The sequence below is a fragment of the Salinispora mooreana genome (assembly GCF_000379065.1).
In the GTDB taxonomy this organism is placed as follows: domain Bacteria; phylum Actinomycetota; class Actinomycetes; order Mycobacteriales; family Micromonosporaceae; genus Micromonospora; species Micromonospora mooreana.
Genome location: NZ_KB900614.1, coordinates 2,620,544 through 2,637,831, shown reverse-complemented (window position 1 = coordinate 2,637,831; position 17,288 = coordinate 2,620,544). Strand labels below are relative to the sequence as shown.

The window sequence follows — 17,288 nt, the reverse complement described above, 5'->3', positions numbered from 1 at the left end:
TTGCAGATTGTGCAGGTGTTGTAACTCATTGCCTTTGCGGGACAGTGGTTGTTTCTGTTGGTTGGCATTCTTTGGGGAATGCCAACTGTAGTAGCTAGTTAGAAGCTATGGTTTGTTACTGTAGGCAGCCCTTTGGGGCTGCCGCTGTAGTGGTTAGTTGTTACTACTAGGCAGCCCGAGGGGGCTGCCCATTTGGTTAGAGTAGAACTGTTTAGTAGTTACTGTTGGTTGGCAGCCGAAGGGGCTGCCAACAGTAGTTACTGTTACTGCTGTTGTTTAGTCAGTGTTGGCAGCCCTCGGGGGCTGCCGTAGTGGTTGGTTCTGTTGTTGGCAGCCGAAGGGCTGCCAACCTGGTTAGTAGTAGTCAGTAGTGACTAGTGTTGGCAGCCCTAGGGGGCTGCCCTGTGACTGTTAGTCAGTAGTGACTGTTGGGCAGCCTAGGGGCTGCCCTCACTGGTAGGTCACTGTTGGGTCGGTCGGGTCGGTCGCCTTCGCTCCCTCCCCTCCCTCCCGTAAAACCCCCTCACTATTAATAACCACCTACAAACCCGTATGCCTGTAGGTGGATTCCGCTGTGACCTGGGTCACTCCTTCGCGAAGGGAAGGTGTGAATTGCTGCCTGGGCGGCCCCGAGGCTGCCCAGGGGTGGCTTGGTCTAGGTGACTACTCACTGGTTGGCAGCCCGAAAGCTGCCAACTGCCAATCAACCCCCTCACCCTTAATAACCACGTTGAAACCCGTATGCCTCTACGAGTGACTTGCGTCACTCTACGGGTGAGGGGAAGTCAACCAGCACAGGGAACACACCTAATTTATAGTGAGAGCGGTTTGTGTTCGCGCAGGTCACACCGCACATCGCTTAGCGCTCACGGCTAAGAGCTTTAGCCGCTGCGGCTAAGCAGCCTCGATCCGGGCCTTGCGAACGTTGTGGAAGCTACACGACATGGTGCCCCTCCCGGCCTTCTGGAACAGGTACGACGACAGCACCAGGCACCGAGCGCACGAATCGGCGTGCAGCATCCCTAGCCGCTTCGCCTTCGCGATAGCGTCGCTGACCGTAGCAGCAGAGCTGGGCGTGACACGCCCGGTCGCCCGGTCTGGTCGGCCGAGGAATTTCCGTAGCGCCCCGGCGCGGAACTCAGCGTGCCCAATCTGGTTAGCCTCAGCCATTGCCAGCATGAACAGCCGTACGTGCGCCGGTCCGACCTCGGGGTTACGGCTGATCCTCCGCAGCTCTGTTTGATGCACGGCCCCGTACGGGCCAGCAAACAAGAAGCTCATGCAGACGTATCTCCCCTTCCCAATACTGTGATTGTTGCCGTGGCAGAAAGTTGTGGCTAGGCGGCAACTGCCGTACACCTTAGCAGCGGCTGCAACACCTTAACTTTGGTCGCTGGTGAAACCCTTTGCAGCGGCCGTGGCGGAAATAGTGTACGGACCCCAATAGGGGGCGACCGCCACCGGCTGTCAGCCGTGCATCGCAGCAACGTCTAAACACTTCGCAATTTGCCGGTGGTGTATTTCTCGTCTGTAGATGAGCAAGGTGGTATGATCCCTGGCTATGAGTAAGCAGACACCCCCGGCGGGCTATGCCCGCGTCTCGCTATTCCTGCCCGGTGCTGTCAGTGACGAAGCGCAGAAATCGGAATGCAACGCCGAGGCTGCCCGCAGAGGGCTTTCCGAACCTGTGTGGTATGTGGATGTTGACCGCACCGCGAGTGACGAGCGGAAGCCCCGGCCCGCTTTCGATCAGTTAATGGCGGATGTGAAGGCCGGCAAGGTTAAGGTCATCATTTCCCGTTCCTCTGACCGCTTTGTGCGCCGTCCGCGTGAGCTAGAAAGCATTATCGATGTTCTGTCGCCCCGGCATGTGCCGGTCTATTTTACGCGGGACTCTGACTATGACCTGTCCACAGCAGGCGGCAGGGAAACCGCCCGCATCAAGGCATCAATCGCCCGGGGCGAGGTGGAGCGCATGTCGGAGCGCATGAAGTCATCTGCCGAAGAACGTGCCCGCAGGGGAGTCCCCCGAAAGGGCAATCGTCCCTTTGGGTACACCTTCGCGAACAAGTCTGACGGCACCCTGACCTTCACTCAGGTTGGCCCGGAGGCGGAAGCAATCCGATGGGCGTTCGATTACGTTATGAGCGGTGGCACGCTTGCAGGTGTTGCCCGAGAATGGACGGGCCGAGGCTTCACCACGGCCCACGGTAAAGTGGGTCGCAATTGGTCTTGGCTTGGCGTAAAGCAGGCCGTACTGAATCCGGCCGTCGGTGGATTTCGCTACTACCAACCCACGTCGGTTCTCACTATTGGGGAAGCGCGCAAAGTTCCGTGGGAGTGCGATTTTATTCCCGGCAACTGGAAAGACGACAGCATCCTTTCAGGTCAGGAATGGCGGGATCTCCGGACGGTTCTCACCAGTACCCGCCAAAAAGCAGGAAATAGGAAGCGTCACCTTGGGTCCGGTATCTATTTGTGCGGACTTTGCGACGACGGAACCACGCTAAAGAGTGCTCGTCGCGGTGGTGAGTTGATGTATCGGTGCCGGGAAAAGTCGCACCTCAACGTGCCAGGCCAGAACCTGGACGCGTTCATTTTGGAGATGGTCCGCCGGGCCCTGGTTGATCGGGACATCTTTGAGGCGTCTTTCGGCACCAGTAGTGCCGTTGATGCGGCTGCGCTTGATCAGCAGCGGAAGGAAGCGCAGAAGCAACTTGACCAGTTGGAGGAGGCGTATGCGGGCAAGCGGGTAAGCATCAGCGTTTTTGAGCGCACCAGCCGCCGCCTTGAAGCCGAGATCACTGATCTTGACGACAGGCTTTCCGTAATCAATGCGGAGAAGTCCAGAATCGTGCGGCTCATGTCGTTTGAGGAAGTAGATCGAGCCTTGGAGGATGCCGATCTAACGCAGCGGCGGCAGCTCGTAGCGGACATCTACCCGAAGGTTATCATTCGCGCCCCTGGTAAAGGTCGTGCGTTCAATCCTGAGTACCACGTGCGGATGATTGACCGTGCGGGCCGTGAGTGGCCTACGTGGTTGCATGAGTGGTCGCAGAACCGGCAGTTGAATAGCGCTCGTGCCCTCGTGGAGGCGCGGCACCAAGTAGGGCCCGCTTCGGGCAATCCAACTTGATCGAATCTCTGTCGATGAGTATGTCCATGTTGGCGTGCAGGCAGCCGGGCTGCTCCAGGTCGTGCTGCCTGTCCCGGGTCGGCTGGAGCAGGTTCAGCGGCCGGGCCGGCGCGGTGAAGAAGCGGTACGCGTCGAAGTGGCTGCACCGCACTCCCCGCTCCTCGACGACCGTGGCGACCTGCGCCGGGCTCAACCGCAGCGGCCAGGCGTTGTGCCGGACCTCCTCCTGGGTCTGCCGGTAGACCATCGCCCACTCGTGCATGCCGAAGCAGCCGTACTGTGCCGGTCGGCCCGCCGTGGCGCTCAACAGGGTCCGGATCCAGGTGATCGACTCGGCTCGCCGGGCGCGTACCGCCGGGGTGTCGAGGGTGGCGCCGGCGGCGCTGGCGCGGTAGTCCGGCCCGAAGTCGGCCGGGTCCGCGTCGCGCAGCACCACCCCCGCCCCGGGGTGCCAGCGGCGGAGCCGAGCCGGCCGGTACGAGTAGTAGGTGAAGAGGAAGTCCTGTACCGGGTGCTTCTCGCCCCGGCGGCGGCGGGCCAGGTGTGGGGCCAGCCACGTCTCGATCCGCTCCTGGTGCGCCCGGCGTCGGGCCTGCCAGGTCGCCGGTTCGAGCACGGTGCCGAGTGCGGGGAGGGCGGCTGTCACCTGCCCAGGGTACGGCCGTCCCCGCTGTTGGGGCCGAGTGTGTCTACCCCGCGGTGCGACCACGCCGCACGCTGCCGCTACCGGGCCAGGTGTGTCCACACACCCGGTTGCTGGGGCGGCGAGGGTTGCTGCCCTTGCACGCCGCGGATAGTATTTGGTCAAACGTCCAAGGCGATCGTCCAAGGAGGCCATCGTGGGTGAAACCAGCATCGAACGGGGCCGGAGTGCGCGAGCGCGCCTGTTGACGGCCGCCCGGGAGTTGATCGGCGAGCTCGGTTGGAACGCGGTCAGTACCCGGACGCTGGCCGAGCGGGCTGGCGTCCGTTCCGGGCTGGTGCACTACCACTTCGATTCGTTGCAGGCGCTGCTGCGTCATGCCGCCCTCGATGAGGTCCAACGGATGCTCGAGGGCACCAGTGCGCTCCTTGCCGGGGCCACGAGCCCGAGCGACGACATCGAGCGGATGTTGTTCGACCTCGACCAGTACAACGGCTCTGATCCGGCTTCCCTGCTGTTCGTCGAGACCTATCTCGCCGCAACCCGCGACCATGAGCTGCGCCAGGGGATGAGTGCGTTGGTCGCCGACTTCCGTCGCTCGCTGACCGAGGCGCTCACCCGATCCGGACACCCCAGACCGCAGGCCGCCGCGAGCATGATATTGGCATTTTTCGACGGCTTTGTCCTGCACAAGGGCCTCGACCAGGGCCTGTCCGCGGAGCACATCGCCCCGCTACTGCGCCGAATCACCAACACCGAAGAGAGTCGCATCACCAACACCGAAGAGGACGGAGAATAGCGATGAAAGCCTTCATCTGCGGCGCCGGCATCGCCGGGCTGGCCCTCGCCCACCGCCTGCACCACCACGGTTGGGAGGTCCAGGTCGTCGACCACGCTCCAGGGCCGCGCGAACAGGGGTACATGATCGATTTCTTTGGCCCGGGGTACGAGGCGCTGACAGCGATGGGTCTACGGCCGAACCTTCGGAGGTTCGCCAGTTCGGTCGACTCCTTCCGCTACATCGACTCCCGCGGCCGGACGACTGTCAGCGTTGACTACACGTTCTTCGCCCGGGCCCTCGACGGCGAATTCGCCAGCATCATGCGGCCTGCCATCGAACGCATGCTCCACGAATCGCTCAACGACCAGGTCGACATCCGCTACGGCGTCACGATCGACCGGATCAGCGGTAACCGGGCAGAGCTTTCCGACGGCACTGCTGTCGAGGCGGACGTGATCGTGGGCGCCGACGGCATCCACTCCCACGTCCGCTCGCTCGTCTTCGGCCCCGAGCGCAACTACCTCCGCTACCTCGGCATGCATACGGCGGCGTACGTCTTCGAGGATCCCGTGGTGTTCGAGCAGGTTCGGGGTCAGTTCGTGCTCACCGAGACCCTCAACCGTCAGCTGGGCCTCTACGGGCTCGCCGATGGCCGGGTCGCGGTGTTCGCCCTGCACCGAATGGATGACGCCCGCCTACCCGAGGACCCACGCGAGGCGTTGTATCAGACCTACACCGGCATGGGTGACCTGGTGGAGCGGGCCGTGGCCAACTGCCCACCGCCGGAGGCGGTCTACTACGACCAGGTCGCCCAGATCGACGCTTCGCGCTGGACCGATGGGCGGGTCGCGCTGGTCGGTGACGCCGCGCACGCGGTGTCCCTGATCGCCGGGCAGGGCGCCTCACTGGGAATCGCCGGCGCCTACCTGCTGGCCGAGCGGCTGCATGCCACCGGGTCGGTCCAGGAGGGACTGGCCGACTACGAGCGCCGCTGGAGGCCGATCATCCGCACCACGCAGCAGGCGGCCCGAGATCGGGTCACCGAGTGGTTCCTGCCGACGTCGTCGGCCAAGCTCCTGGCCCGGCGCTGGGGATTCAGGGCGATGCGCGTGCCGGGCCTCGATCGACTCCTGGTCGGCACGCTGTTCCCGAAGAGCCACCGAAACATTGCCGAACTCGCGAGATAGGAACTGTGGGTTCCCGAAGTGAGGCGGATATCGGTCCGCCGGGTGTCAACCTTCTATGCTCGGTCGGTGGCGAGGAGTGAGGAGGGCGACGCGAAATGGTAGCGCCAGCAGATTACGTGGAAATAGTTCGGCAACGACTGGTGGCCGACGGGTGTGCGGTGACCGATGAGCGCCTTGGTGCCGACTCCGTGGTGGTTGGTTACCGGGCTCAGTTTCGGGCGTTGACCAGGATTCACCTCTTCACGGTCGTCACGAGTGTGAATCGGGTTGTCGAGGGAGATCTGCGGGCCTTTGTCAGCGATGTGGTAGGGCTGGGACTGGAACGAAAAAGCCGATGGCTCGGCGTGCACTCGGGCATCATTGTGCTGCCTGTGCTCGTGACCGAGGCGGCGGATCCCGCCGCTACGGCACTGACCCAGAAGGCGTACCGGCTCAAACGGGCCGGCTTCGCGGTCATGACCCAGCCTGCCATCGTGGACGTCAAGGCGGGCAAGGTCTGGACCTTCCGGGGTACCCGGGTCTGGGGTTTCGCCTACAATTCGTTGATCAGAAATAAGTACGAGGCGTACCTGCCGGAACCATCGGCCGCGGCCAGTTGACTCCCGATCAGCGCGGGCTGATGACGATCGCCTCGCACGGGGTCGAAGCCGGGCCCGCTACCCGCGGCTGTGCCGCAAGGCCGAACGGTTCCGTGAACCCGCGGCCACTGTCGGGTAGCGGGTCAGGGCACGTCCACCCGTACCCCGGCGGAGAACACCCCACTGCGTAGCTCGAGTTGGGTCGGCGGCTGCTGGCCGTGCACGGTGAAGACCAGCGGAAGGACCATCCGGCTCCCGCCGGCCAGTGGCTTGGCGAACATGTCCCGGCCCTGGTTCGCCCGGCGGGTCGCCGGCTCGTCGGTACTGACGAAGTTGCCGTCGGCGAGGTACGCCCGCTGGAGTGGACCGTGCCAGCTCTGCTGTTCCGGGGTGCGGTTGTGCACCCCGACGGTCGCGGCGCAGGTGTGTGCCGCCGAGATCGGTTGGCAGCTGATCCGGTAGACGGTGAACTCGAACGCCGCCTCGCGGAGCGGCTCCCCGATCGCCCCGGCGGCTCCGGTGCCGACCCAGGCGCCGCTGGTGGGATGGGAGTCGGTGTCGACGGCAGCGGCCTTCCGGGTGGCCGTCCAGGTCGCTGTGCCCACGGTGCCGGCCAGTACCACCGCGGCGACCGGGACGAGCAGCCAGGTCGAGGGCCGGCGGCGGCGCGCCGGAGTGGCCGGTGCCGCCGGTCGCGGATAGATCGTCCCGCGACCCCCCTGGTGGGGCGGCGGGAGCTGCGTCGGGCGCCGCCGCCGCTGCCAGGTCCACCAGCCGCCGACGGCGAGCGCGGCGAGTCCACCGAGGCCGGTGAGGAGGGCCTCCGGCCGCTGCCACACCGGTGGTTCCGGCTCGGCCGCCGCTGGCGCCGGTGCGGCCTGCCAGGTGGCGGTCGCGCAGTCGTACGGGCGCTCACCGCCGGCAGCGAAGGCGCAGGCGGGCGCGGTCAGGGGCGCACCCGGTGGCGCGGAGAGCTCGGTGCCGAGCGTGGTGGTACTCCGGGCGGGTAGCCGCAGGTCCCAGGTGACCTCTGTGCCGGCTGTGCCGCCGGGGTGGCTGGGTCGGCCGCCGTCGGTGATCGAGGTCGCCGACGTGCCCGGCGGGAGCTCCTGCCGGACGGTGGTGGCGATTGGCCGGTTCCCGTCGTTGCGGACCTGGATCCGGTACCGCGGCGCGGCGGTGTTCTCCGGCGCTACCTGTACGGTGACCGGCGGCTTCGGTGGTGGGACCGCCGCCCGGGTCGGGCTCGGCAGTGCCGGCGGCGCGGATGGTCGGCCCGGCTCCGCGGAGGCCTCGGCGGACGGCTGGCCGGCGGGTGCCGTGGCTGCCGCGGGCGGGACCGGCGGTCGGGCAGCCGGCGGCTGTGCGGCGGCCGGGCCGGGTAGCGCCGGCACGGCGGCGAGCATGCCGAGGCAGTGGATGAGCACTGCGAGGGCCCTGTGGTGTCGTGTCGATGCAGGCATACGAACGAACCTCCGGAGTCGACGTTAGGGCGGTGTCACGCCGGGCGGTAGGAAGTGGCGAAGCCGGCCCTCGCCGGGTGCTGATGGCGTAGGCTGCGCGGCGCGCCACGCGGCATCCGGCCTGCGGCTGCGCCCGCGCACCAGGCCGGGGATAGATTGGCCCGGTGCGTATCGCTCGTTTCGCTCATACCAAGGGAATGTCGTTCGGAGTCGTCGAGGGGGAGCCGGAGGCGGGTCCGCAGGGGCTGACCGTCGCTGAGGTCGAGGGGCATCCGTTTGGACGGATCACCTTCTCCGGCGCGCGCTGGGCCCTCTCCGACGTTCGTCTGCTCTCGCCGATCCTGCCGAGCAAGGTTGTCTGCGTCGGCCGTAACTATGCCGAGCACGCGGCGGAACACGGTGCCGAGGTGCCGCAGGAGCCGTTGCTCTTCCTCAAGCCCTCCACCTCGGTGATCGGGCCCCGGGACGCGATCCGGCTGCCGGCGCTGTCGAAGCAGGTCGAGCATGAGGCCGAGTTGGCCGTGGTGATTGGGGCGCCCGGTGCCCGACGGGCCGACCGGGCCGCCGCTGCGCGCGCGGTCTTCGGCTACACCTGCGCCAACGATGTCACGGCGCGGGATCTGCAACGGGCGGACGGACAGTGGACCCGGGCGAAGGGCTTCGACTCGTTCTGCCCGATCGGTCCCTGGATCACCACCGGCCTCGACGTCGCCGACCTGGAGATCCGGTGTGAGGTGGGTCGCGATCCGGAGGAGATGGAGGTCCGCCAGCTGGGCCGGACCCGGGACATGGTCTTCGACGTGCCGGCCCTGGTGTCGTACGTCTCACATGTGATGACGTTGCTTCCCGGTGATGTGATCCTGACCGGCACGCCGGCCGGGGTTAGTCCGCTCGTGGATGGGGATACGGTCACCGTGCGGATCGAGGGGGTCGGTGAGCTGACCAACCCGGTGCTGCCGGCCAGCTGATCCAGTGCGAGGTTTCCGCAGCTCAAGGGCGTTCTGTCGGGGGCGATTTGGCCCTGCGGCGGGAGGAGGGTAATGTTTGTGCCCGGCGCTGCGAGGCGCCGATGGGGTATGGGGTAATTGGCAGCCCGACTGATTCTGGTTCAGTTAGTCTAGGTTCGAGTCCTGGTACCCCAGCGCTGTCCCGACTCGGTTGAGTCGTGACCGCTGGATCTCAGCGGAGGTGTCGCCTCCGGTGAGATGCCTCCCACCCGCTGGGTGGGAAGCAGTAGGTTCTGGCCCCGTCGTCTAGCGGCCCAGGACGCCGCCCTCTCAAGGCGGTAGCGCCGGTTCGAATCCGGTCGGGGCTACAGAAGCGGTGTGAGCCCGTCCCGTCGTCGGGGCGGGCTTTTCCGCTTTCCCGGAGCACGTTCGCCGTGCACCCCCCGGGCTGCTGTGGCCCCGGTCCGGGGTGTGCCCAGCGTGGGTGCGCCGGCTCGCCTCAGGGTGGCTGCCCAGCCGGGTTGCCGGCCCCCGGCGTGGGTCATCCGGCCGGTGCCGGTAGACTATCTCCGTACCGCTCAGCCTGGGCGGTCGTTTGGGAAATTTCCTGGCCCCGTCGTCTAGCGGCCCAGGACGCCGCCCTCTCAAGGCGGTAGCGCCGGTTCGAATCCGGTCGGGGCTACTTCTCCGCAACAGGCCCGTCTCGCCACCGCGAGACGGGCCTGTTGGTTTCGGTCACCGGGGCAGTGGACTACAGGCCGGAGAGCCGCTGGCCGGCCCGGACGACCGCCATCGCGTGGCGCTCGCCGGGGCGGCGGCCGAGCCGTTCGATGGGACCGCTGACGCTGACGGCGGCGATGACTCGTCCGGTGCGATCTCGGATCGGTGCGGAGACGCTCGCCACCCCCGCCTCCCGTTCCGCCACGCTCTGCGCCCAGCCACGGCGCCGGACCTCGGCGAGTGCTCGGCCGGTGAACTTCGAGCGGGGCAGGAGCGGCATGACCGCCTCCGGTGGCTCCCAGGCCAGCAGGATCTGCGCCGCGGAGCCGGCGGTCATGGGTAGCACCGAGCCCACCGGCACGGTGTCCCGCAGCCCGCTGGCCCGCTCGGCGGCGGCTACGCAGACCCGCTCGTCGGCCCGGCGTAGGTAGAGCTGGGCGCTCTCCCCGGTGGCGTCTCGGAGCGCGCAGAGCAGGGGCTCGGCCGCGGTCAGCAGCACGTCGGGCGCGGCGTTGGCCAGCTCCCCCAGGCGGGGACCGGGACGCCACCGTCCCTGGGTGTCGCGTACCAGCATTCGGTGGATCTCCAATGCCTGCGCCAACCGATGTGCTGTTGCCCGGGGCAGCTTCGTGCGTTCAACGAGTTCGGCCAGGCTGGCGCCGTCCACGCAGGCAGCCAGGATGCCCACCGCCTTGTCGAGAACGCCGACACCGCTCATACTGTGTCCCACAAACCGAAACCTACCTCCCAGAATTTAGGATGTCCAGATGGTGGGAGTCACTCCTGAGCCGAGGACCCTGGCCGAGAAGGTCTGGGCCTCGCACGTCGTCCGTTCCGCCGAGGGCGAGCCCGACCTGCTCTTCATCGACCTGCACCTGCTCCACGAGGTGACCAGCCCGCAAGCCTTCGACGGGCTGCGCCTCGCCGGCCGCCGGGTCCGCCGCACCGATCTGACGATCGCGACCGAGGATCACAACACCCCCACCGGGTACGCGGACCCGTCGTACCAGTCCCGCCGCGGTGACCTGTTGACGATCGCCGATCCCACCTCTCGGACGCAGATCGAGACGTTGCGCCGCAACTGCGCCGAGTTCGGTGTCCGGCTGCACCCGTTGGGTGACCGGAACCAGGGAATCGTCCACGTCATCGGCCCGCAGCTGGGCCTGACCCAACCTGGGATGACGATCGTCTGCGGTGACTCACACACCGCCACGCACGGGGCCTTCGGCGCGCTGGCCTTCGGAATCGGCACCAGTGAGGTCGAGCACGTGCTCGCCACCCAGACGCTGCCGCAGACCCGACCGAAGACGATGGCGGTGAACGTCGTCGGTGAACTCGCGCCGGGCGTTACCGCGAAGGACGTGGTGCTCGCGCTGATCGCCCAGGTCGGTACGGGTGGTGGCCGCGGGCACGTCGTGGAGTACCGGGGCGAGGCGATCAGGAAGCTGTCCATGGAGGGGCGGATGACCGTCGCCAACATGTCCATCGAGTGGGGCGCCAAGGCCGGGTTGATCGCCCCTGACGAGACGACGTTCGACTACCTCAAGGGGCGGCCGAACGCACCCTCCGGCGCCGACTGGGAGGCGGCGGTCGCGTACTGGCGGACGCTACCCACTGACGCGGGCGCGACGTTCGACTCCGAGGTGACCCTGGACGCGAGCCGGATCACGCCGTTCGTGACCTGGGGCACCAACCCAGGGCAGGGCGCGCCGCTGGACGCGCGGGTGCCACACCCGGAGGAGTTCACCACCGAGCCGGAGCGGGCCGCCGCCCGTCGGGCCCTGGAGTACATGGACCTCGCCGTGGGCACTCCGCTCCGAGATCTCACCGTTGACGTGGTCTTCGTCGGCTCCTGCACCAACGGCCGGATTGAGGACCTGCGGGCGGCCGCCGACGTGCTGCGCGGGCGCCGGGTGGCCCCGGGCGTGCGGATGCTCGTCGTGCCGGGCTCCGCCGCGGTGCGGGAGAGCGCCGAGGCGGAGGGGCTGGACAAGGTCTTCACCGAGGCAGGTGCTGAGTGGCGCTTCGCGGGCTGCTCGATGTGTCTGGGGATGAACCCGGACACGCTCCGGCCGGGCCAGCGTGCCGCCTCGACCTCGAACCGTAACTTCGAGGGCCGCCAGGGCCGGGGTGGGCGCACTCACCTGGTCTCCCCGCCGGTCGCCGCCGCCACCGCGGTGGCGGGCCGGCTGACGGCTCCCGCCGATCTGTAGCAAGGGACACCGCTGATGGAGAAGTTCACCATCCACACCGGCACCGCCGTGCCACTACGTCATTCGAATGTGGACACAGATCAGATTATTCCGGCCGTGCATCTGAAGCGGGTAACGCGAACAGGCTTCGCGGATGCCCTGTTCAGTGCGTGGCGGGAGGATCAGGCGTTTGTTCTCAATAATGAATCATATTCCGGTGCCTCGATTCTTGTTGCTGGCCCCGAGTTCGGCACCGGCTCCTCCCGGGAGCATGCCGTCTGGGCCTTGCGGGACTGGGGGTTTCGGGTCGTGCTGGCCCCGCGCTTCGGGGACATCTTCCGGGGCAACGCGCTCAAGGGAGGGCTGCTGCCGGTGGAGTTGGAATTGGAGGTGGTCGAAGAGATCTGGGATCGCGTCGAGGCCGATCCCAGCACGCCGATCACCGTCGACCTCGCTGCCCGCCAGGTCCAGGTCGCGGAGGCGACCTGGATGTTCCCACTGGACGAGTTCAGCCGCTGGCGGCTGATGGAGGGTTTGGACGACATTGGACTCACGCTTCGGCACGAACCTCTGATCGGTGCCTTCGAGGCATCTCGGCGGCCGTTCCTGCCGACCATCACATAGCCGCCCGCCCGTCCCGCGCGGGGAAGTCGCCCCCACCGGCGTCGCTGGTGGGGCTAATCTGTTGCGACACAAGGGTCTTTTTCTGTCGAATGTTTGTGTAGCGCCAGCACAGGGCATAACGTGCGCGCAGAATGGCTCGCGTCGAGTCAGTTGCACAATCGGGAGGAAGTCGTGAACAAGGCCGAGCTAATCGAGACGCTCGCCGTTCGCCTGGGGGACCGGAAGACGGCGACGGCCGCGCTCGACGCGGTCCTCACGGAGGTCCAGGCTGCGGTTACCAAGGGTGAGAAGGTATCGATCACCGGCTTCGGAGCGTTCGAGAAGCGTGTCCGGGGAGCCCGAACAGCGCGCAATCCACGGACCGGCGAGGCGGTGAAGGTCAAGAAGACCTCCGTCCCGACGTTCCGCCCGGGTACCGGGTTCAAGGAGATGGTGGCCAGCGGCAAGGTGCCGAAGGCCACGGCGGTGAAGAAGACCACCGCCGCCAAGGCTGCCGGGGCCAGGACCACGGGCGCCGCGGCCAAGAAGACCACCGCCGCGAAGAAGACGACTGCCGCGAAGGTCACCGCGGCGAAGAAGACGACTGCCGCGAAGGCCACCGCGGCGAAGAAGACCACCGCGGCCAAGGCCACCGCGGCGAAGAAGACCGCGGCGAAGAAGACCACCGCCGCCAAGGCAGCTCCGGCGAAGCGCGCCACCGTGACGAAGGCCACCGCGGCGCGGAAGTCCGCGGCGAAGAAGGCGGCGCCGGCCGCGACGTCCACGGCGGCCCGGAAGAGTGCCGCCGCCACGAAGGCCACCGTGCGGAAGGCACCTGCGAAGCGGGCGACCAAGCGCTGAGCCGGCACCATCGGGGGGCGTCCACCAGCACGGTGGGTGCCCCCGACGCGTTACAAGGGATCCGGGGCGAGGAGAGTCGCGCCGGAGAAGGCGAGCAGCCAACCGCCCCCGGGCTGGGTGGTGAAGTCCGCGTCGCGGCCGGAGAGGCGCCCCAGCGCCCCCGAAACCATCGAGCCCGGGCTGCACACCACGGCCGGCATAGCGGCCGCGCCGAAGGCGGCCAGGCGGGCGGCAGCGGCCAACGCGCACTCGTCCTGGCTCTGGCCCGCCCGCGGCTCGTCCAGATCCCCGGTTACCGCGATGGGCAGGTCGAGCAAGTCCGCCACCGGGCTGAGGGTCTGAACGCAGCGCCGGGCCGACGCGGCGAGCAGGCGGACCGGCGCAACCACGGCCACCAGCGGTGCCAGCTCTCGTGCCTGGGCCCAGCCGGCACCGGAGAGCGGTCGGCCGTGCGGGGAGCCGGCCCAGCCGCTCCGCCCACCCGCGTCCGCGTGCCGCACCAGCATGACCGTCGCGGTCACCGGTGGCAGGGCCGCGAACGCGCGGACCACCGCCGCGTCGTGCGGATAGCTGACCAACCGCACCGCCTTGTCCACCGCGAGCCAGCGCACCTCATCAACCTCGGTGTCGGGTTGAAAGCCGCCGGTCGTGACCGCCCGCATCGACCAGTAGTCGACCACCTTCGGCCGGTCCTGGCTGCGGTAACGCACGCTCGGCAGCCGGGCCTGCGGCACCGCCCTCACGTCGGTCTCCTCGGCGACCTCCCGGAGGGCGGCGCGGAGCGGGTGCTCGCCCGGCTCGAGTTTTCCCTTCGGCAGCGACCAGTCGCCGTAGCGGGGGCGGTGCACCAGGCAGACCTCGATGCCGCCCTGGCCCGGCCGCCAGAGGACCCCACCGGCCGCTCGGATCCCGCTCGCCATCTGGTCAGCGTACGGCCGTGCCGCCACCTCGGCAGAGCAGCAACTCCTGCAGGTGTGCACCGGGTTCGTCCCCGGTGCCGGAACGCCGGTGCCAGATGCCCTCCGCGTCCAGCTCGAACGCCTCCACGTCGGGGCTGAACGCGGCGGTCAGCACGTGATCCAGCTCGGCTCGGGCCACCGGGTCGGTGACCCGGACCAGCGCCTCGACCCGCCGGTCCAGATTGCGGTGCATCAGATCGGCCGAGCCCATCCAGAACTCGGCGTCGCCGTCGTTGCCGAACCGGAAGATTCGCGAATGCTCCAAGAATCGGCCGAGAACCGACCGGACCCGGATGTTCTCCGACAGGCCTGGTACCCCGGGACGGAGCGTGCACATCCCCCGGATCAGCAGGTCCACGTGGACGCCGGCCTGGGAAGCCCGGTAGAGCGCGTCGGTGATCTCCTCGTCAACCAGCGAGTTCACCTTGAACTGGACCAGCCCCGACAGGCCGAGTCGAACATGTGAGATCTCCCGCTCGATCCGCTCGATCAGGCCGCTGCGGATTCCCTGCGGCGCCACGAGCAGCTGCCGGTACGCCGTCTGCCGGCTGTAGCCGGTCAGCACGTTGAACAGGTCGGTCAGGTCGGCGCCGATCTGCGGATCGGCGGTGAGTAGACCGAAGTCCTCGTAGAGCCGGGCGGTCTTGGGATGATAGTTGCCGGTGCCGATATGGCAGTAGCGGCGGATCTGGTTGCCTTCCTGCCGGACCACCAACGCCGTCTTGCAGTGCGTCTTGAGCCCCACCAGGCCGTAGACGACGTGGCACCCGGCGCGTTCGAGCGTCCGCGCCCAGCCGATGTTGGCGATCTCGTCGAACCGGGCCTTCAACTCGACCAGCACCACCACCTGTTTGCCGGCCTCCGCCGCGTCTACCAGGGCGTCCACGATGGGGGAGTCGCCGCTGGTGCGGTAGAGGGTCTGCTTGATGGCCAGCACATCCGGGTCTGCGGCAGCCTGCTCGATGAAGCGCTGCACGCTGGTGGCGAAGGAGCGGTACGGGTGGTGTACCAGCACGTCACCATCGCGCAGCGTGGCGAAGACGCTGCGCGGCACCTCCCCCTCGGCGAGCCGCGGGTGGGTGGCCGGTACGAAGGGCGGATCCTTCAGGTCCGGCCGATCCGCCTCGCCGTAGAGCTGCCACAGCGCCGACAGGTCGAGCAGGCCGTTGACCCGCTGGACATCCTGGGCGTCCATGTCCAGTTCGCGGACGAGGAGCTCCAGCATGTGTTCGGAGATCGAGGCGGCCACCTCCAGGCGTACCGACGGGCCGAATCGACGCCGGGCGAGTTCCCGTTCGAGGGCCTGCAGCAGGTCCTCGTCCCGGTCCTCGTCAACCTCCACTTCGGCGTTGCGGGTCACCCGGAAAAGGTGGCACTCCACCACCTGCATCCCGGAGAAGAGCTGGCCCAGGTGCACCGAGATCAGATCCTCCACCGGCAGCACCTGGACGCCGGGCTGGTCGCGGTGGACGCGGACGAACCGGGGCACGTTGTTGGGCACCTTGACCCGGGCGAACAGCTCCGATCCGCCGTCCGGGGCGCAGACGGAGACCGCCAGGTTGAGGGAACGCCCGGAGATGTACGGGAACGGGTGTGCCGGGTCAACCGCAAGGGGGGTGAGTACGGGGAAGATGTGCTCCCCGAAGTAGGTGCGCAACCGAGTGTGCTCGGCGTCGGTCAGGTCGCCCCAGCGGAGGATGCGCAGACCCGTGGCGGCCAGCTTCGGCAGGAGGTCGTCAACGAAGCAGGCGGCCTGCCGGGAAACCAGGGTGGCGGTCTTCGCCGCGATCAGCTCGAGCTGGGTGCGCAGCGGCATCCGGTCACCACCGCGGACCGGCAGCCCCGCGGAGAGCCGTCGCTTCAGCCCGGCGACCCGCACCATGTAGAACTCGTCGAGATTGCTGGCGAAGATGGCGAGGAACTTCGCCCGTTCCAGCAACGGGGTGCGCGGGTCCTCGGCGAGCGCGAGGACCCGCGCGTTGAAGTCCAGCCAGGAGAGCTCCCGATTGAGGAACCGGTCGTCCGGCAGCGGTTGCGCGGCGGGCGGTGCCGGCTGGTCCGGCACCGGGTCGAGTACCTCGTCCAGACCGGCTGCGCCGTCGGCCGGGTCGGCGCCCGTCGGCTCGCCCGGGTCGGCGCTGGTCGGCTCGCCCGGGGAGTCGGCGGTGCCGGTGCCCCGGGCGGACAGGAAGCGGCCGTCGGCCCCGCGGGGGCGGGAGCCGTTGTGGGATGGAACCGCCGGTCGGCCGGCGACGGAGTCAGCGGGGTGCTCGCCAGGGGTGCTCACCCGCCCATCTTGACCTGAGCCCGGTTAACGCCAGATGAACTTGGCCGGGTTGCTCAGCTCATCGTCGGCAACGTCACGCGAATCACCGTTCCCGCCCCGTCGGTCTCCACCCGCACCCGTTGGCCGAGGCGGAGTAGCCGCAGGCCGGAGGCGTCGAAGGCCGGAGCTGGAAGCGCCAGCTCGGTGCCGTCGTCGAGAAGGAGTACGCCGCTGCGGGTCGTCGCGTCGTAGGTGGCCACCGTGCCCTGCATGACCGGCACGCTACACCGGCCGGCTGGCGGTCGGGTGGCCGTGCCACACAGTGATGCGGTGCGCGCCCCCAGCCCGAGCCGGGCGGCCGCGGCGAGATCGGCGGCGGTGTCGACATCCCGACGCAGGCTCGGCCAGCCACCGAGCAGGGGGAGCGCACCACTGGCCGCGTGGGCGGCCGCGGAGCTGCCACCGAAGCGTGGATCCAGGGGCACGCCGGGCGGCGCGGCCAGCAGCACGGTGCCGGTGCCGGGGGCATCGGGCACGTACCGGCGGGTCGTGGGTCCGGACTGCGCCGCCGACAGGGCGGCCGCCAGCTCCATCGGGCGGAGTGCGGGCAGGTCCGCGGTGAGGCCCGCGACCCAGCCGGCCCCGGCGGCGGCCGCGCCGTACCGGAAGGCGGGGTTGAGCCCGGCGGCGGGGCGGTCCGGTACCACCCGGGCGTCGATCACCGCCGTCACCGCCGGGTCGTCCGTCACCACCACCACCTCGGCAACCACCGGGCAGGCCCGTACCGCCTCGACCGTGTCGACCGCCAACGCCAGCGCCAACGCCGCGTGGGGGTGGCCTGGCAGCGCGCCGCGGAGCCGGCTCTTCGCCGCGTCCAGCCGCTTCACCGGCACCACTACGGTCCATACCTGGGTCACGCCGCAATCCTGCCAGCCCGGTGCCGGTACCCTCA

Annotated in this window: 13 protein-coding genes, 3 tRNA genes and 2 pseudogenes; 11 read left to right on the top strand and 7 right to left on the bottom strand. The window is 68.2% G+C overall.

Translation table 11 applies throughout. From position 1 onward, the window contains the following. Positions 1 to 894: 894 nt before the first annotated feature. Entirely contained in the window at positions 895 to 1,281 is a 387-nt protein-coding gene (locus tag SALPAC6_RS0112460) for a hypothetical protein (RefSeq protein ID WP_018253740.1), read from the bottom strand. A gap of 280 nt (positions 1,282 to 1,561) precedes the next feature. On the opposite strand from SALPAC6_RS0112460, the gene SALPAC6_RS27665 reads away from it, so the two are divergent. Continuing rightward, a complete protein-coding gene (locus SALPAC6_RS27665; RefSeq protein ID WP_080636037.1) occupies positions 1,562 to 3,136 on the top strand; it encodes a recombinase family protein in 1,575 nt (524 codons plus the stop codon). Between the two features lie 19 nt (positions 3,137 to 3,155). Here the strand turns inward: SALPAC6_RS27665 and SALPAC6_RS25840 are convergent. After that, a pseudogene (locus SALPAC6_RS25840) lies at positions 3,156 to 3,782 on the bottom strand (3-methyladenine DNA glycosylase); the annotation flags it as partial. A gap of 193 nt (positions 3,783 to 3,975) precedes the next feature. On the opposite strand from SALPAC6_RS25840, the gene SALPAC6_RS0112450 reads away from it, so the two are divergent. The 3 genes from SALPAC6_RS0112450 to SALPAC6_RS0112440 all read left to right on the top strand — a co-directional run bounded on the left by SALPAC6_RS0112450 (position 3,976) and on the right by SALPAC6_RS0112440 (position 6,346). Next, positions 3,976 to 4,578, top strand: a complete 603-nt coding sequence (locus tag SALPAC6_RS0112450; RefSeq protein ID WP_018253738.1) for a TetR/AcrR family transcriptional regulator — start codon at positions 3,976 to 3,978, stop codon at positions 4,576 to 4,578. 2 nt (positions 4,579 to 4,580) lie between these two features. Next, on the top strand, positions 4,581 to 5,747 hold the full coding sequence (locus tag SALPAC6_RS0112445; RefSeq protein WP_018253737.1) for an FAD-dependent monooxygenase: 1,167 nt from the start codon (positions 4,581 to 4,583) through the stop codon (positions 5,745 to 5,747). Positions 5,748 to 5,842: 95 nt separating this feature from the next. Continuing rightward, positions 5,843 to 6,346 (top strand): hypothetical protein, encoded by a 504-nt coding sequence (locus SALPAC6_RS0112440; protein WP_033666350.1) that lies wholly within the window; start codon positions 5,843 to 5,845, stop codon positions 6,344 to 6,346. Positions 6,347 to 6,468: 122 nt separating this feature from the next. On the opposite strand, the gene SALPAC6_RS0112435 is transcribed toward SALPAC6_RS0112440, so the two are convergent. Continuing rightward, a complete protein-coding gene (locus tag SALPAC6_RS0112435; protein ID WP_026189605.1) occupies positions 6,469 to 7,788 on the bottom strand; it encodes a hypothetical protein in 1,320 nt (439 codons plus the stop codon). A 164-nt stretch (positions 7,789 to 7,952) separates the two neighbouring features. Here SALPAC6_RS0112435 and SALPAC6_RS0112430 point away from each other — a divergent pair, with 164 nt between their 5' ends. From SALPAC6_RS0112430 to SALPAC6_RS0112415, 4 genes are all read left to right on the top strand, one after another. Continuing rightward, positions 7,953 to 8,756 (top strand): fumarylacetoacetate hydrolase family protein, encoded by an 804-nt coding sequence (locus tag SALPAC6_RS0112430; protein WP_080636036.1) that lies wholly within the window; start codon positions 7,953 to 7,955, stop codon positions 8,754 to 8,756. 102 nt (positions 8,757 to 8,858) lie between these two features. Next, a tRNA-Gln gene (locus SALPAC6_RS0112425) sits at positions 8,859 to 8,930 on the top strand. 100 nt (positions 8,931 to 9,030) lie between these two features. Further along, positions 9,031 to 9,103, top strand: a tRNA-Glu gene (locus tag SALPAC6_RS0112420). 241 nt (positions 9,104 to 9,344) lie between these two features. Beyond that, a tRNA-Glu gene (locus tag SALPAC6_RS0112415) sits at positions 9,345 to 9,417 on the top strand. Between the two features lie 69 nt (positions 9,418 to 9,486). Here the strand turns inward: SALPAC6_RS0112415 and SALPAC6_RS0112410 are convergent. After that, the gene (locus SALPAC6_RS0112410; protein WP_018253734.1) at positions 9,487 to 10,173 is read right to left on the bottom strand and encodes an IclR family transcriptional regulator; all 687 of its coding nucleotides are present in this window, start codon (positions 10,171 to 10,173) and stop codon (positions 9,487 to 9,489) included. Positions 10,174 to 10,222: 49 nt separating this feature from the next. Between SALPAC6_RS0112410 and leuC the strand changes: the two genes are divergently transcribed. The 3 genes from leuC to SALPAC6_RS0112395 all read left to right on the top strand — a co-directional run bounded on the left by leuC (position 10,223) and on the right by SALPAC6_RS0112395 (position 13,111). Beyond that, entirely contained in the window at positions 10,223 to 11,668 is a 1,446-nt protein-coding gene (gene leuC / locus SALPAC6_RS0112405) for a 3-isopropylmalate dehydratase large subunit (protein ID WP_018253733.1), read from the top strand. A gap of 15 nt (positions 11,669 to 11,683) precedes the next feature. Then, a complete protein-coding gene (gene leuD, locus SALPAC6_RS0112400; RefSeq protein ID WP_018253732.1) occupies positions 11,684 to 12,271 on the top strand; it encodes a 3-isopropylmalate dehydratase small subunit in 588 nt (195 codons plus the stop codon). Positions 12,272 to 12,442: 171 nt separating this feature from the next. Continuing rightward, positions 12,443 to 13,111 carry an HU family DNA-binding protein gene (locus SALPAC6_RS0112395; protein WP_018253731.1) on the top strand — a complete coding sequence of 223 codons (669 nt, stop codon included), beginning with the start codon at positions 12,443 to 12,445 and terminating at the stop codon, positions 13,109 to 13,111. Between the two features lie 50 nt (positions 13,112 to 13,161). On the opposite strand, the gene SALPAC6_RS0112390 is transcribed toward SALPAC6_RS0112395, so the two are convergent. From SALPAC6_RS0112390 to cofC, 3 genes and pseudogenes are all read right to left on the bottom strand, one after another. Then, entirely contained in the window at positions 13,162 to 14,031 is an 870-nt protein-coding gene (locus tag SALPAC6_RS0112390) for an NUDIX hydrolase (RefSeq protein WP_026189604.1), read from the bottom strand. Positions 14,032 to 14,035: 4 nt separating this feature from the next. After that, positions 14,036 to 16,357, bottom strand: a complete 2,322-nt coding sequence (locus SALPAC6_RS0112385) for an RNA degradosome polyphosphate kinase (RefSeq protein WP_018253729.1) — start codon at positions 16,355 to 16,357, stop codon at positions 14,036 to 14,038. A 266-nt stretch (positions 16,358 to 16,623) separates the two neighbouring features. Further along, positions 16,624 to 17,253, bottom strand: a pseudogene (gene cofC, locus SALPAC6_RS25835) (2-phospho-L-lactate guanylyltransferase); the annotation flags it as partial. Positions 17,254 to 17,288: the final 35 nt, after the last annotated feature.